This is a genomic window from Spirochaetae bacterium HGW-Spirochaetae-1 (assembly GCA_002839375.1).
In the GTDB taxonomy this organism is placed as follows: domain Bacteria; phylum Spirochaetota; class UBA4802; order UBA4802; family UBA5550; genus PGXY01.
In genome coordinates, this window is sequence record PGXY01000011.1 from 337,125 (window position 1) to 351,510 (window position 14,386).

At 46.0% G+C, this 14,386-nt stretch carries 16 protein-coding genes; 12 read left to right on the forward strand and 4 right to left on the reverse strand.

The window, feature by feature from the left end; translation table 11 throughout:
* Positions 1 to 52 precede the first annotated feature (52 nt).
* Positions 53 to 730, reverse strand: coding sequence for a 16S rRNA (cytidine(1402)-2'-O)-methyltransferase (gene rsmI, locus CVV44_22260; GenBank protein ID PKL35527.1), 678 nt, complete (start codon positions 728 to 730; stop codon positions 53 to 55).
* Between the two features lie 201 nt (positions 731 to 931).
* Here rsmI and CVV44_22265 point away from each other — a divergent pair, with 201 nt between their 5' ends.
* The 5 genes from CVV44_22265 to CVV44_22285 all read left to right on the forward strand — a co-directional run bounded on the left by CVV44_22265 (position 932) and on the right by CVV44_22285 (position 6,242).
* Entirely contained in the window at positions 932 to 2,053 is a 1,122-nt protein-coding gene (locus CVV44_22265; protein PKL35584.1) for a tRNA guanosine(34) transglycosylase Tgt, read from the forward strand.
* A gap of 115 nt (positions 2,054 to 2,168) precedes the next feature.
* The gene (locus tag CVV44_22270; protein ID PKL35528.1) at positions 2,169 to 2,507 is read left to right on the forward strand and encodes an anti-sigma factor antagonist; all 339 of its coding nucleotides are present in this window, start codon (positions 2,169 to 2,171) and stop codon (positions 2,505 to 2,507) included.
* An 81-nt stretch (positions 2,508 to 2,588) separates the two neighbouring features.
* A complete protein-coding gene (locus CVV44_22275; GenBank protein ID PKL35529.1) occupies positions 2,589 to 3,797 on the forward strand; it encodes a hypothetical protein in 1,209 nt (402 codons plus the stop codon).
* A gap of 354 nt (positions 3,798 to 4,151) precedes the next feature.
* The gene (locus CVV44_22280; protein PKL35530.1) at positions 4,152 to 5,156 is read left to right on the forward strand and encodes an RNA polymerase subunit sigma; all 1,005 of its coding nucleotides are present in this window, start codon (positions 4,152 to 4,154) and stop codon (positions 5,154 to 5,156) included.
* A 3-nt stretch (positions 5,157 to 5,159) separates the two neighbouring features.
* Positions 5,160 to 6,242 (forward strand): hypothetical protein, encoded by a 1,083-nt coding sequence (locus tag CVV44_22285; GenBank protein ID PKL35531.1) that lies wholly within the window; start codon positions 5,160 to 5,162, stop codon positions 6,240 to 6,242.
* Here CVV44_22285 and CVV44_22290 read toward each other — a convergent pair.
* Positions 6,190 to 7,062 (reverse strand): glycosyl transferase, encoded by an 873-nt coding sequence (locus tag CVV44_22290; protein ID PKL35532.1) that lies wholly within the window; start codon positions 7,060 to 7,062, stop codon positions 6,190 to 6,192. The two genes, CVV44_22285 and CVV44_22290, sit on opposite strands and share 53 nt — an antisense overlap.
* 133 nt (positions 7,063 to 7,195) lie before the next feature.
* Between CVV44_22290 and CVV44_22295 the strand changes: the two genes are divergently transcribed.
* From CVV44_22295 to CVV44_22305, 3 genes are all read left to right on the forward strand, one after another.
* Positions 7,196 to 7,579 carry a hypothetical protein gene (locus CVV44_22295; protein PKL35533.1) on the forward strand — a complete coding sequence of 128 codons (384 nt, stop codon included), beginning with the start codon at positions 7,196 to 7,198 and terminating at the stop codon, positions 7,577 to 7,579.
* Between the two features lies 1 nt (position 7,580).
* Complete coding sequence (locus CVV44_22300) at positions 7,581 to 8,672, forward strand: 4-hydroxy-3-methylbut-2-en-1-yl diphosphate synthase (GenBank protein PKL35534.1); 1,092 nt, start codon at positions 7,581 to 7,583, stop codon at positions 8,670 to 8,672.
* Positions 8,673 to 9,036: 364 nt separating this feature from the next.
* A complete protein-coding gene (locus CVV44_22305) occupies positions 9,037 to 10,200 on the forward strand; it encodes a hypothetical protein (protein ID PKL35535.1) in 1,164 nt (387 codons plus the stop codon).
* A gap of 64 nt (positions 10,201 to 10,264) precedes the next feature.
* Here the strand turns inward: CVV44_22305 and CVV44_22310 are convergent, their stop codons facing one another.
* The gene (locus tag CVV44_22310) at positions 10,265 to 11,209 is read right to left on the reverse strand and encodes a peptidase M23 (GenBank protein ID PKL35536.1); all 945 of its coding nucleotides are present in this window, start codon (positions 11,207 to 11,209) and stop codon (positions 10,265 to 10,267) included.
* 202 nt (positions 11,210 to 11,411) lie between these two features.
* Here CVV44_22310 and CVV44_22315 point away from each other — a divergent pair, with 202 nt between their 5' ends.
* Positions 11,412 to 11,846, forward strand: a complete 435-nt coding sequence (locus CVV44_22315; protein PKL35537.1) for a cell division protein — start codon at positions 11,412 to 11,414, stop codon at positions 11,844 to 11,846.
* Positions 11,749 to 12,807, forward strand: a complete 1,059-nt coding sequence (gene pdxA / locus CVV44_22320) for a 4-hydroxythreonine-4-phosphate dehydrogenase PdxA (GenBank protein PKL35538.1) — start codon at positions 11,749 to 11,751, stop codon at positions 12,805 to 12,807. The genes CVV44_22315 and pdxA overlap by 98 nt, the downstream gene beginning before the upstream one ends.
* On the opposite strand, the gene CVV44_22325 is transcribed toward pdxA, so the two are convergent.
* Positions 12,808 to 13,221, reverse strand: a complete 414-nt coding sequence (locus CVV44_22325) for a hypothetical protein (protein ID PKL35539.1) — start codon at positions 13,219 to 13,221, stop codon at positions 12,808 to 12,810. It lies immediately after the preceding gene.
* A gap of 145 nt (positions 13,222 to 13,366) precedes the next feature.
* Between CVV44_22325 and CVV44_22330 the strand changes: the two genes are divergently transcribed.
* Together CVV44_22330 and CVV44_22335 are read left to right on the forward strand one after the other, a co-directional pair.
* Entirely contained in the window at positions 13,367 to 13,819 is a 453-nt protein-coding gene (locus CVV44_22330) for a hypothetical protein (GenBank protein PKL35540.1), read from the forward strand.
* Positions 13,809 to 14,315 (forward strand): hypothetical protein, encoded by a 507-nt coding sequence (locus CVV44_22335; protein PKL35541.1) that lies wholly within the window; start codon positions 13,809 to 13,811, stop codon positions 14,313 to 14,315. The genes CVV44_22330 and CVV44_22335 overlap by 11 nt, the downstream gene beginning before the upstream one ends.
* Positions 14,316 to 14,386: the final 71 nt, after the last annotated feature.

The window sequence follows — 14,386 nt, forward strand, 5'->3', positions numbered from 1 at the left end:
TGATTTATTAAATATCTAAAATAAATATATGCAATTTTAAAGTAAAATCAAGCTAATTATTAAATACAGCAACGGTAAATTCACCCTTCTCTTTGACGGAATCGAGACCTGCGTCTTCACCGGTCAGGGTGCCGGAAATAAATTCCTCGTACACCTTGGTCATTTCGCGGCCGATGAGAACTTCTTTACCGGGAAAGACCTGGTAAAGCGCAGGGAGAAGTTTTTTGATTCTATAGGGTGACTCGTAGATAATAATGATGCCCGGGAATTCCCTTAATTTTTCCAGTTCATGGATTCGCTTTCCTGGTTTTTTGCTGAGAAATCCACCAAAGATGATGTTTTTTTCAGGAAAGCCGGCTACGGATATAATGGTCGCCAGGGCTGAAGGGCCGGGTAGGGGAATTATGGCAATACCATATTCCCGTGCTTTTCTCACCAGCATACTGCCTGGATCGGAAAGTGCCGGCGTGCCTGAATCGGTCAGGTAGGCGATATTGTTTCCTTTTTTCAGTTCAGAGCATACTTCTTCTATGCGAGCCGGTGAAGAGTGGGCATGGAGTGATCTGAGGGGGATATGTATGTCGTAGGCCATGAGCAGTTTTTTGCTCTGCCGCGTATCCTCACAGTAAATTATATTGATGGATTCTTTAAGTATTTTCAGGGCGCGCAGGGTAATATCTTCAATATTGCCTATGGGTGTCCCAATTATATAGAGTGTTCCTTCTGCCATGGTATCTCCGGTCGGCAGTGCTGTGACTTTCAGGGGGTCAGAGCATCTGTCACTATTTTATCGATATAATATGTACGTGGGTTAAATATTAATCCAGCAGTTTCCTGAAAAATTCCGGTAAATGGTATTATTTTAGCCGTTAGATTCATGTGCAGTGTGTCTTGAAGATTTTTATTTGACAGTGTGAACAATACAGAGCATGTGTACAGGATGAAATTTACAGTAATGCACAATGATTATACTTCCGCGGCCCGGACCGGTGAAATCACCACGTCACGCGGTTGTATCCGGACGCCTGTCTTTATGCCTGTGGCAACCAGGGGGGCCATACGGGCCCTGACAAACAGGGATATCGAGGAAATAGGGTTTGATATTATTCTATCCAATACGTATCATCTGTACATCCGGCCGGGGACACAGGTTCTGGAAGAAGCAGGCGGACTTCATGCCTTTATGAATTACAAAAATCCCATCCTCACAGATTCGGGAGGTTTCCAGGTCTTTTCACTTTCCGATCTTTGTAAAGTGTACGATCACGGCGTCGAATTTCGTTCACATCTTGACGGTTCGAAACATCTTTTTACACCGGAGAAGGTGCTGGACATACAGGGTGTCATAGGGTCTGATATCATGATGGTACTGGATCAGTGCACTGAATATCCCATTGAGAAAAAGGATGCCAGGGCCGCTCTTATCCGCACCGTCGATTGGGCGGGTAAATCATTCCGATACTGGAAGGAGCATTTTAATCCGGAAAAGCAAAGCCTGTTCGCCATCGTGCAGGGCAGTGTATTCGGCGATCTGCGCAGGGAATGTGTCGAGAGGCTGACGGAGATGGATTTTCCCGGCTTTGCCATCGGTGGACTCTCCGTGGGAGAACCGAAAGAACTCTACCAGGAGATCACCGGGTTCACCATGCAATACATGCCCGTTGAAAAACCGCGCTATATGATGGGCGTGGGGAGCCCTCTTGAAATTATATTCGCCATAAAGAATGGTGTTGATATGTTTGATTGTGTCATGCCCACACGCATAGCCCGTAACGGCACGCTGTACACATCGCAGGGAAGAATCAACATCAAGGCTGCGCGTTTTGAAAAGGAATACGGGCCCCTGGACCCGAATTGTTCCTGCTATGTCTGCAGAAATTTTTCCCGGGCTTACCTCAGGCATATTTTCAGGGCAGGAGAGATAGCCTCGCTTATCTACAACACCTACCATAATCTTTTTTTTATGAAAACTTTCATGGAAGAGATACGGCAAAGCATTGCTGCCGACACTTTTTTAGATACCGAAAAAAAGTGGACGGGTATATTTGGATAATTCAACTGAACGAGCAATATAATTTGTATAATTTATCTTGACATCATAATAGCATGGATTTATATTGTGTCGAACATATGTACAGCTATTTTAATCTGTGAAGGAAGGGTCGGGTATGGATATAAACACAAGGTCCAGTGGGGAAGTTGTAGTGCTGGATATTGCAGGTGAAATAGATCTTTATAATGCTCCGGAAATTAAAGATATAATAAACAAGCTTATAGAAGAGAAAAAATATAATGTTATCATCAATCTCGAAAAAGTATCCTACATTGACTCCTCGGGAATCGGAGCATTGATATCCAGCCTTTCAAACCTTAAAAAGTATCAGGGCGGACTTAAGATAATCAATGTATTTGCTTCAGTGAGAAAGGTTTTTGAGTTGACCAAGCTGACATCATTCTTTGAAATTTTTGAAGCCGAAGAGGATGCCATTAATTCCTTTACTTCATAGGTTCGGGCTTCTGATGTCCGTGCCAGTGAAGACAGAAGGCCAGACAGGCCTTTTTTAATTATAAGACGTGCGAGGGAAACCATGCGGAAACGTAATTATTATCTATTGCCATTATTGTCTGTACTTGTTTTTGCCGTTGCCTGCGGCGAACCTATTCCTATTAAAGAAATGGTTGCGGCGAGGAAATCCATCACCAAAGCCCTTTCCGTGAAGGCCGATAAATACGCGCCGGAGGAACTGGAGAAAGCCAAAACAGGACTATTTCAGGCTCATGATCAGATTAAAAAAGAAGACATGGATAAAGCCAAAATATCAGCAGAGGAATCGAACAGGGCCGCCGTAGAAGCCTATGATAAATCCATTCCCCTGCTGGCAAAAGATACTATCGAAGTGAGCGAGCAGAGCATTGCAGAAGCAGTTGAGGCAAACGCAGAGCAGCTCGCCCGTCCGGAGTATGATGAGGCCGTAGCCTCCCTTGAAAATGCCAATAACCTGTATGAAAACAAACAGTTTTATGAATCATATGAAAAAGCTCTTGATGCCGATTCAAAGGCAAAGAATGCCCGCAATGTGGCCCTGGGTAAAAAGGAAGTACTGGGGGATGCTATTGCCGAGGTAAAGATAACCCTCCAGAAGGCTGACGACTACAACGCCGATACTCATGCACCGGAAAATAAGAAACTGGCACAGGAAAACCTGGAGATTGCACAGCAGTCCTTTGACGAACTCAAGCTGAAAAAGGGATTTGCCGCAGTTGAAGTCGCGAAAATAAATGCCGATGAGGCTTATCTGAAAGCTCTGGAAAGAACGGCACATGAAGAGCTGGCCAATGCCGAGACACTGATTGAAAAGGCCTCCCAGTCCGATGGAGCCCTGGTTGCAGTCGATGAACTGTCGGCGGCAAAGGAGTCGCATAAAAACGCCAAGGAAATGCTGGCAGAATCGAGATATAAAGAGTCCATAGATTACTCAAAAGAGGCGGCTCGCTTGTCCGGTATCGTTCTGGTAACGAAAAAAGCCGGCGATACGGGAGATGTAATTGCCAAGAATGATACAATCAACGATACGAACCAGGTCGATAAAGATAAATCAGACGATGATCAGGACTATTTTCTCTATACCGTAGTGTACCGTGAAAGGCTGAAGGACTGCCTTTGGAGGATAGCTGATCGCTATTATAAGGACCCCTGGCAATGGAAAAAAATATACAATGCCAACAGGGATAAAATCAAGGATCCCGATCTCATTTATCCCGGGTGGGTATTAAAAGTGCCTAAACTGGCCAAGTAGATTTCAATAAAATTAGCATATAAAAAAATGGAGGATGGCATATCCTCTATTTTTTTTAGCGGTACTCACAGGGGAATATTTAAATAATCATTTATGCGGACTCCCTTGATAAAATTCTTGTAACCTGATACCATCGGTGTTATAACATATTATATACTGGATTCATACTTTCTTTGCCCTTGTATCGGTTATTTGTGCATGACAATTGAACCGGGAGGACAGGATCTGATATCTGCCGGCATAAAAGAATTCATTCAAGGCGGAAATTTAATTCACAATTTAACTTGACGAGTTACAACGCTGTGATTTTAACTGTTTTTTCAAGAGCATAATAAAAGTGGAATCACTAAATCCATGAAACCAAGTAATAAAAATCCCGACAATTCAATCAATGAAGAAGATCTCGATATTGATACCTTCGTAGAGGAGATTGTCCCCGAGGAAGATGATCTGGAAGATGGCGGTCTCGATGATTCCATTACGGAATCACGCGATAAGACCGAGGTTAAGAACCGGAGCAGCCAGACTTTTAATGATTCATCCATTTCATGGTATCTTGACCAGATAAACAAGATTGAGCTGCTTTCCCGGGAAGATGAAGACAGGCTTGCCCGTGCCGCCAGGGACGGCAGCGAAGATGCTAAAAACAAGCTGATAAAGGCCAATCTCCGGTTTGTGGTTTCCATCGCGAAAAAATACCAGACCAGCGGTATATCACTTCTTGACCTGATCAATGAAGGCAACATGGGGCTCATCAAGGCCGCGGAAAAATTCGACCCGGACCGGGGCTTTCATTTTATTTCATATGCCGTATGGTGGATACGTCAGGCTATTATCCTTGCCATATCTCAAAAGGCCTCGCTCATCAGGTTGCCTCTCAACAGAACCGCCGATATTCAGAAAATAGAGAAGGTTCATAAAAAGCTTGAACACAAGCTGGGACGAGAACCGACTGCGTCGGAAATAGCCGAAGAGCTGGATATGGATGATGATGAAATCAACCATCTCAGAAATATCACCCAGGACTATATATCGCTGGATTCCTCTTATGGAGAATCGGAGGATACCACCATCCTGAGCATGATCGTGGACCAGCGGGTTGATTCACCCGATAAAAAGGTGCTCGATGAATCTCTCAGTGACGCATTGAATGCCATACTGCAAACACTGACGGAATCGGAAAGGCAGATACTTCGGATGCGGTATGGATTAAATGGCTACGAGCCCATGTCATTGCAACAGATCGGAGACAAGTTCAACCTCTCCAAGGAACGCATACGTCAGATTGAGAAAAAGGCCATAAGGCGTTTAAGGCATCCTTCCAGAAGTCAGAAATTAAAAAGTTTTTTACAGGACTGATCTATGCGTTACTTTTTTCTCGGGATGCTCCCTGGAATATTAATTAACTTCTTTATTCTATCACCTTCGGGAGCCGCATCCTTATCCCCCATATTTACCTCGGGCATTAATACAATTGAAACCCTTGAACTGGCACCGGTGTCCGACGCGGGCTCCGGTGTGGAATTTCCTGTAAAAACCAATAACAATTTCTTCATGCTCAATGGGCAAGGGAAGCTTCTTCATAAAACTGATCTCCAGGGCATGCTCACGGGATTCAGCGGCAACGGCCAATACTTCGTCAAATTTGAAAAGACCGGCAAGGAAATAGAATTATTCAACCTGAAGGGAGAGCGTTTCTGGAAACAGAAATCACGGGAATACCCCTATCTTTCCCATAACGGCGCACTGGTGCTTTTAATGAATGGCGATCACAGCGCTATTCGCATTCTTGATTACAATGGAAATGAGATAGGCTCAAAAAAAGTAATAGGGCGCCTGTGCACGATCATAGCGTTTTCATCGCGCGGTGATGTGGGGGGAATCGGATTCCTCGACGGCAGCTATTATATCATACGGGGAAACGGCGATATTATTGCCAGCGGTATTACAGATAACGGTACAATGATAAAGGGACTTGCAATCAGCGATGACGGTTCCTACGCCGGCATTCATTATGGCAGCAGTGAGAAGGACAGCCTGATAGTTCTGAGCCTGGGAGAGAAGGAACAAAAGAAAAGCAGTGTTTATGACCTTCCCGCCGTCCATGTGGTGAAAACGGCAATGTATATGTCTGCACAGGGTCTCCTGGTTTTCCTTGATATGGACAGCCTGCTTATCCTGGGCAGCAATGGTAAATTACGGGAGCGGCTTGCCGTCCCGGCCAAACGCAATGGACAAAGCGATATTCATGGCGGGGATGGATTTTTTACACTCTGCTATACCATGCGTTCGGGAGAGTCCCTGTTCGCCGTCTTTCAGAAAAACGGTACCGTATTGTATAAACGGGTATTTCCCGGGGAATCCTTTCTTTCGTCCTATATTCAGGGAGGGTTTATATTGTTAAGAGGATCGGATAATCTATTTTGTTATAATCTTCGTTTCTGACTTTTTCAATCATATCCGCCAGTATTTCTATCAGCTCTGACCGTTCTCTTTTTTTACTGCCAGCCAGAAGTATGTGCAGCTTTTCCAATGCCTTGTCCTTTGCTGCCAGCTGGTATTCCAGGGGAAGCGTGTGATCACATTGTGCGAGAATTTTAATTATAGCGTAAATTCTGAAGCGGTCCATGCCCCAGTACTTTTGTGAAAGCTGGTCTTCATGACCGCCGTACCGGACCATGAGTTCTTTTTTTATCAGGCCCACCTCTTCATGCGCGGTTATGCGAAGCCATAAATCGTAATCTTCGCAGGCCGGAAGGTTTTCATCGAAGAAACCATAATCGTCAAAAAGTCCATGGTGCATGACTACGGCCGAGGGGCTTATGAGACAGAGGTCAAGTGAGGGAATGAAAATATGGCCATCTTTTTTGAGGTGCTTTGTCCGGGGATTAACACGGCGGCCTTTACGAATCCAGGTTTCTTCGCTCTGATGAATACGAATGGTGGGGTTTGCAACGATAAAGTTTTTATGCTCCTCCAGTTTATGAGGGAGCCACAGGTCATCGGAATCTATAAAGGCAAGATAGGGTGACTGGGCCTGCCGGAGTCCCCGGTTTCTGGCCGCACTGACGCCGCCATTATCCTGCCGGATATAGGTAATGCGCCGGGAAAATTCCTCCTGCAGCCGGGGGGTTGCGTCGGTGGAACCGTCGTCCACCACAACAAGTTCAAAGTCGCGGTATGTCTGGGACAGGACCGATTCAATGGCATTGCGTGTTTTTTCATGCCTGTTAAATGTGGGCAGTATTATCGTAAAATAGGGCATGAACCACAAAAGACGGGAATTGGATTTTTAACAATACTTTTTTAAGACATGAATCGGTCCAGTGGATGTTTAATGCTGGATATTTTTAAATAATTTTGTATATACTGTCAGGATATATCATAGGGAGGCAAAAATGGAAGAGATCGGCATACTGCTGTATGGATACGTTGAAGAGGATGCACGATTAATACATGATACGCTGGAGAAGCTTCTTTCCTGGGACATTGTTCTTATAAGCGCTTCCGGCAGGGAAGATTCCACGGTGGCGCAGGTCCTGGATGGGGATCATGAAAACTGTTTTGAAAACAGGGGCATTAAATTTCTCATGTTTCTCGGATTCGATGATGACCTGATAGAAAAGTCCCTGAAGGGATTTCCCCGCAAGGAACACCTGGCGCGTCCTATTTTCTGTGGTCTGACGGAAAATAATTACAACTGGACGATAGCATTTCTGGCAGAGCATTTGCTTGAAGAGAAACGGTCCTGGTCGGCAGAGGATAAACCCAAGGAGCAATAAATTGAGAAAGAGAAGGGAGACCAGAGCGGTAAGGGTTGGATCGGTGGTAATCGGCGGCGCGGCCCCCATTTCCATCCAGTCAATGACCAGTGTGCCCATTGAGGATGTGCAGGGGACAATCGGCCAGATACGCAGACTCGAGGAACAGGGTGCCGATATCGTGAGGCTCGCATTACGGAACGTTGAGGCCGTTGAATACCTGAGGGAGATTCGCAAATCCGTCAGCATGATGCTGACGGCGGACATTCACTTCAATTACCGTATTGCCCTGGAGGCTATCAAGGCGGGAGTCAACAAAGTGCGGATAAATCCCGGTAACATCGGTGACGAATCGCGCGTCTCCGAGGTAGTCAGGGCCGCAAAGGATCACGGTGTGCCCATAAGAATCGGTGTCAATGCCGGTTCAGTGGACCGGAAGAAATATCCCCATGTGACGCCGGAAAGCCTCGTCGAATCCGCCATGGAACACGTGGAAATACTCGAGAGAAATAATTTTGAGGATATTATCGTATCAATAAAATCTTCCGATGTTTTTCAGACCATTGAGGCGAACAGGATGTTTTCCCTGCGGAGTAATTATCCCCTGCACATAGGTCTTACCGAGGCTGGATACGGTCTTGCCTGCGTTGTGCAGAGTTCCATTGCAATCGGGCATCTGCTGCTGGAAGGGATAGGTGACACCATACGCGTGTCCATGACCGGTGATCCCGTCGAGGAGGTCCTTGTCGCAAAGAGAATCCTGGAGACGGTGGGTGAAAGAAATCCCCTGATCCGGCTGGTTTCCTGTCCAACCTGCGGAAGAACCGACACCGCCCTGGACATACTTCAGCTTGCCAGGGATGTGGAAGAGCGGTGTAATGCCAGTTTCGGCGATATTCTCCGGGGTATGAATAAAACGATCACCGTTGCCGTGATGGGCTGCGAAGTAAATGGTCCCGGAGAAGCGTCTGAGGCTGATTTTGGTCTGGCCGGGGCGCGTGAGGGAAATCTCCTTCTTTTTGCCCGGGGCAGCAAAATACGAAAAGTGTCTCAGGCACAGGCTGTGGATGCTCTTCTTGAGGAGATACGGACATCCCTGAGTATAAACAACTAGCATGAATCCATACGGGCGGGTTGTACTTTATTTAAAAAAGAATTGCACTTTACGTTTTGGGCTACAGTGTGTAGTCTTGTTTAAAATATATTGATGCCGGGTATATATTTTGCTATATTATTTTCACCAATACCGGCTTTTGCCGGTCTGAGTTTTACTGATAGATAATATATGATCTGACCTGTGGTGAAGGCCAGGGACTGCCGCGGGTGTGAATGTATAATAAAAGGGAACCTTTATAAATCATTATATGGATGTTCCCTTGTTGGCACAAACATTGGAAAAACCTTATTTTTAGATGTGCCAATAATAGAGAGAGTAACAGGGGCATACGCCGACTGTTGCAAGAGTGTGTGAGAATTGTATGACAAAAAAAGTCCGATTGAATGTTGATTATATACGGCCCAACTCCACGCTTGTATATCCCCTCTATTCCGATGACGGTGAAAAAATTCTCGCCGAGAGGACGATCCTTTCATTTAGTAAGCTGAATGAAATTAAACAGAAGTACGGTACCTTTGTTTATTATAATGACACGGCGGATAGATCGATAGTGCCGAGCTACAGGGTCAATATCGCCCTGAATAAAGCCAAGGCTATACTGAACGAGGTGCAGTCAACCAACAAGCTCAGTAAAACCACGTTCCGTGAAACCGAAAAGGTTGTTGAGGAAATTGTTACGGACCTTCATGCGTCCCAGATTGAGGCGATCAGTCTGCTCAAGGATCTCAAGTCCTTCGATGATTACCTGTATCATCACGCCGTGAATGTAGGAATTCTCTCCGGGGCCCTGGCCCGTCTCAACGGCTACAGCCTGGATGATGTGAAGAATATTACTCTGGGAGCTTATCTCCTGGACATAGGGCACATGATGCTGGACAAACAGCTCAGCACAAAGGAAGGCCGCTATACCATCTCCGATAAACAGAAAATGAAGCGCCACCCTCAGTTGGGATATGAACTTCTGAAAAGCATACCAGGCATCAGTCCCATTGTGCTCCAGTCGGTTCTTTTCCACCATGAGCGCTTTAACAATCAGGGGTACTTCCAGATGCCTTATGAAAATCTTCCCGAGCCGCCCAAGATAGTGGGAACCTGCGATATGTATGATGCCCTCACCTCAAAACGGCCCTATCGTAACGCTTTTACGCCTTCAGGGGCATTGCGGATCATTCTGAATTCCATTAATATTCATTTCGATTATAATCTGGTGAGCAGTTTTATCAACCAGCTCGGGTCGTTTCTCAACAGTACGCAGTCTTTTTATGCGGCCAATGATGTCTGTGAGTTGAATACAAATGAGCTCGCCCTCATTAAGGCCATCGGTTCCAAGGATCTGCTGAAGCCCCGGGTTCTCATTTTCTGCCGCTTTGAGAAACAACAGGGGAGCCTGGCAGTTCGTTTTTACGATACGCCCCTTGATGTAGACCTTCAGGGAGATGAGAAGCGTTCAATAACAAAAATACTCGATAACAAGCAGCAGGTTGATGCAATCCGGCGGAAACTTCTCGATAAGGGGTTGATATAGGAGGAGCCGGTATTCCGTGCAGTGCATATTCACGGCACCGGTTCCCGATAGTGCGGAAATTGGCCTATGAGGGACGGCGTCTTATAAGCGTTCCAGGATTAAAGGCCCGCCGTCCGCGCCGGGTCTCAAAATGAAGATGCGGACCTGTTGTCCGTCCCGTGTTTCCCGACAAGGCGATTAGATCACCGCATTTGACCTGCTGGCCCACTGCCGCCTTTATCGTTCCCAGGTGTCCGTAATAGCTGCTGTAGCCGTGTTCATGCCTGATTACGACCAGATTGCCGTATCCTCCCTCGTAGCCGGTGAAAACTACCTGCCCGTCGCGGGCGGCATAGACCGGTGAGTTCAGGGGACAGGCGAGATCAATGCCCTGGTGAAATTCATAACGCCGTGAGTCGAAGGGATTGCGCCGTGTTCCGAATCCCGATGTGCGCCTGCCGTTATTGAGCGGGTATATGAATCCAGTGCCGAGAAAGAGGGATCGTTCAAGTTGTGACATCTTCCCGCATGGAATGAAGAGGAATTTGGCTCCCTTCATATCCCCGCCGTTTACGCGGTGAATGTAGTCAAGGCTTATGCGGTTGTTTGTGAGAACTTCAGTCAGTTCCTTTTTCTTTTCCGTCCCGACTATTATGCCGCGCATATTGGGTATGAATATGACGGAGCCGGGTTTAACATCACCGGGCGAGGTGAGATCATTGACGGACATGAGCGTATCGATGTCCAGCGACACCCGAGAAAGAATGGTCCAGAATGATTCATTGTCTTTTACACGGTATCGGTAAAAACGGAGATCGGGCATTTCCTGGGCGGGGCGTTTTCCCTTCACTACAAATATTGACTGCCGCACATCATCGCGCAGGATTTTCAGCGTTTTATTATTGCTGAAGGTGAGGTTTTTCAATTCCTCTATGTCGGCGCCATTTGTTCCAGCCGATCCCCGGAGAGGGGTCATGCAGGCAAAAATAATGCAGATCAGCAGGATGCCATATACGTTTACTTTTCTCATGTTATGTCGCCATTACTGTTATTTTCGACTGTTTCGGGGATATGGTTTAGCGGAAAATACGCATGTTTTACTACAGGCTTTCCGATATAGTAGAATTTTTCAAGTCATTGCATCGCTCAATTGACAGGGTAAAAATCATATTGACAATTAAATTTGCATTAACGTATAGTGTCGCCATACTGTAAGAATTGAAGAGGTTGTTATGGCAATTACAAAGACTGCCGGTGAAATGGCAAACAATGTTATAGGTGAGAATTCATATTTTACCGGCACTTTTATAATAAACGGTTCCCTCAGGATAGACGGCAGATTCGAAGGCAAATATCTCCAGGCCGACCAGCTTTATATCGGGCGGGGCGGAAAAATTAAAACCAATATCAATGCCGTTTCGGTGATTGTTGAGGGATTGATCATTGGCAATATCAACGCTTCGAGCAGAATACTCCTCATGCCTTCGGCAAAAGTCTATGGCGACATCAGGACGCCGGAACTGATCATCCAGAACGGGGTTATCCTGGAAGGGCGATGCACCATAGCAAATGATCTCAGATCTTCGGCCAAGGAAGTTATCGAGGCCGACTATGAAAGAAATAAACTCATCCCCGACTCCTTCCTTGAAAAAAGGAAAAATGCTTAAAGTAGGCATCACCCTCGGCGATCCAGCCGGTATCGGGCCTGAAGTAGCGTTAAAAGCAGTCAAACATCTGGAAAAGGGAACCATTGCTCCGGTCCTCATCGGGAGGGCCCGGGTTCTCTTTGACCTGTATCCTTCCCTGGCAGCGGGACTTCCCGTTGTTGAAGATCCCGGAGCAGTTGCCGATCATAGTCCCTGCATTTTTGATGTACCTTTCGATGCTCCCGTGCCGGTTCCCGGTATCGGTTCCATCCTCACCGGTGCTGAATCAAAAAAATATATTGATACGGCCATAGATCTCTGGCGCGGCAATATCATCGATGCCATTGTCACGGGACCCGTACATAAGGGTTTCATTGAGAAATCAGGCACGCCCTTTACGGGACACACGGAATATATGGCCGGAGCCATCCATGAAGAAAAACCCTACATGATGATGTATTCCCGCGATTACCGTGTATTGCTGGCCACGACCCATATTCCCCTCCGGGAAGTTTATCGCCATGTTGACGTGAAGCGTCTAGTGGAGGTAATCACCATCGGTTATGAGTCCATCCGTTCTATTGACGGGGGAGATGTGGTCCTGGCCGTGACCGGCTTTGATCCCCACTGCGGTGATGACGGAGCCATCGGTGATTTTGACGGTAAAATAACGGCCGAGGCGGTACGGGAGTGCAGGTCACGGGGTATTCCTGTGGAAGGGCCTTTTTCTGCCGACACCCTCTTTATTCCGGAAAACTGGAAAAAATATAACCTGGTGATTGTGCATTACCATGATCAGGGGCTCATCCCCTTTAAGCTCCTGGCCTTTGACAGCGGCGTCAATGTGACATTGGGGCTTTCCCTGGTGAGAACCTCGGTGGATCACGGAACCGCCTTTGATATAGCGGGAAAGGATAAGGCCCAGTTCAGCAGCATGATTGAAGCGATTAAAATCGCCGAAATGCTGGTCCTCAGGCGTTGATTACCGGCCGGGAAAGGTCCTCTCCAGTTCGAGGGCAAGGTTTCTCAGGATTTCTTCTTTATCTTTGCCGGAAGCCTGGATGAAAAACACCTTGCGGACTCTGTTTCCTGAGCGTATTTTTAGAAGAACTTTTATCTCGCCGTTCCGGGTTTCTTCCGTGAACGTATCATTGCCGTCATAATTAAGCCTTTCTATTCCTGAAGAAAAGCGGAACACGGTAATTTCCAGGACATCCCGTTCCGAGGGAGCAATGATATGATGTGGAAGGATTTGACGGACTTCTTCTTCGGTAAGTATGCTGTTACGGTCTTCAATTGCTATGGCGACGTGGTTGAATTGTCTGATATCAGCTGTGCATGAGATAAAGAGAAAAATAACAATGGCGGGGATATGTTTGTGCAGGTTTTCTTTCATAAATTCTTTTATTCCTGATACAGGACTGATGAGTCATATTTAGTGCGGTGATGCAATAATTCAAATAATTATTTACAAAAAAGGAAAATTAATTGATAATTGCCCATGATTGCTATACGGGTGAAGATTAAGAATAAACCGGTGAATGGAAAATATGAGTGAAACAATTATCATCAAATCAATTTTTATTTTTATCGTGATCTGGGGGCTCAGCACAGTTCTTCTCTGGTTCAGGCCCCGTATCGAGATATTCTGGAAAATCATATCGCTGCTCATTTTTGTTTTCTATATCTGGTTCTTTTTAGATGAGATAAATTCGGGTTTTACCGCCTTTACGGCGAACTGGTATAAGACCACCATTGATTTTCTCAAGGAGTTGATCACGCTGGTCTTTGGAAATCTTTTTTTCCTGTGGCCCCTGGCCCTCATAATCATTTTTTATAAGGCTGATGATATGGGAGCCGAAAAACTGCTCAAATTCATGTGTATTCTCACCCTGGTTCTCTGGCTGGTGTTTATCGTTTATTATTATTTTAATACGGGAATTGATAAATTTTTCTACGAAAGCCTGAGAAAAATGGTTCCCAATGCTAAATAGGGCGTGTTTTGCTTTTTTTTGCTGCTTTTGCCTGATTTCAATCGATGTCGCAGCAGGAGAAAATTCCAGCCGTCTCTATGCACGGGGGGCGGTTCTCGCCGTTCAGGGCAAATATAATGAAGCCATCGATGTTTTTAAAGAGGTGATACGGCTGAGCCCCTATTACTGTCTCGGCCATTATGGCCTGGGTAAGGCCTATCTTTACAGTTTCGGGAAACTTGACGATGCCATCCTTCACCTTGAAACGGCAACGCAACTGGATCGGCGTTTTGCCCGGGCTCATTTTTACCTGGGCATGGCTTATCTTCTCAAGGGAAAGCATGTGCCAGCCATCCATGCCTTTGACGCGGCCTATGCCAGTGATGATACATACATTGAAGCGCTGTACAACATCGGTACAATTTATGACATGATGGGGAAAAAACTGAAAGCGCAGATTTATTTCCAACGGTATTATAAGTATAAAAAAAGAGAGGAAAGGCAGCTCTTTTTCTAACACTGCCGATTGCGGGTATGGCCTCTACCAAATGGGCGTGTAACGGGAATTTAAATTTTTCAACACAGAGG

What these genes read in the sequence shown, in the direction of transcription:
- CVV44_22280 (PKL35530.1), top strand. Translation starts at nt 4,152, where the DNA reads ATGAAACCAAGTAATAAAAATCCCGACAATTCAATCAATGAAGAAGAT.
- CVV44_22315 (PKL35537.1), top strand. Translation starts at nt 11,412, where the DNA reads ATGGCAATTACAAAGACTGCCGGTGAAATGGCAAACAATGTTATAGGT.
- rsmI (PKL35527.1), bottom strand. Translation starts at nt 730, where the DNA reads ATGGCAGAAGGAACACTCTATATAATTGGGACACCCATAGGCAATATT.
- CVV44_22335 (PKL35541.1), top strand. Translation starts at nt 13,809, where the DNA reads ATGCTAAATAGGGCGTGTTTTGCTTTTTTTTGCTGCTTTTGCCTGATT.
- pdxA (PKL35538.1), top strand. Translation starts at nt 11,749, where the DNA reads ATGATCTCAGATCTTCGGCCAAGGAAGTTATCGAGGCCGACTATGAAA.
- CVV44_22275 (PKL35529.1), top strand. Translation starts at nt 2,589, where the DNA reads ATGCGGAAACGTAATTATTATCTATTGCCATTATTGTCTGTACTTGTT.
- CVV44_22305 (PKL35535.1), top strand. Translation starts at nt 9,037, where the DNA reads ATGACAAAAAAAGTCCGATTGAATGTTGATTATATACGGCCCAACTCC.
- CVV44_22270 (PKL35528.1), top strand. Translation starts at nt 2,169, where the DNA reads ATGGATATAAACACAAGGTCCAGTGGGGAAGTTGTAGTGCTGGATATT.
- CVV44_22310 (PKL35536.1), bottom strand. Translation starts at nt 11,209, where the DNA reads ATGAGAAAAGTAAACGTATATGGCATCCTGCTGATCTGCATTATTTTT.
- CVV44_22295 (PKL35533.1), top strand. Translation starts at nt 7,196, where the DNA reads ATGGAAGAGATCGGCATACTGCTGTATGGATACGTTGAAGAGGATGCA.
- CVV44_22290 (PKL35532.1), bottom strand. Translation starts at nt 7,062, where the DNA reads ATGCCCTATTTTACGATAATACTGCCCACATTTAACAGGCATGAAAAA.
- CVV44_22325 (PKL35539.1), bottom strand. Translation starts at nt 13,221, where the DNA reads ATGAAAGAAAACCTGCACAAACATATCCCCGCCATTGTTATTTTTCTC.
- CVV44_22330 (PKL35540.1), top strand. Translation starts at nt 13,367, where the DNA reads ATGGAAAATATGAGTGAAACAATTATCATCAAATCAATTTTTATTTTT.
- CVV44_22285 (PKL35531.1), top strand. Translation starts at nt 5,160, where the DNA reads ATGCGTTACTTTTTTCTCGGGATGCTCCCTGGAATATTAATTAACTTC.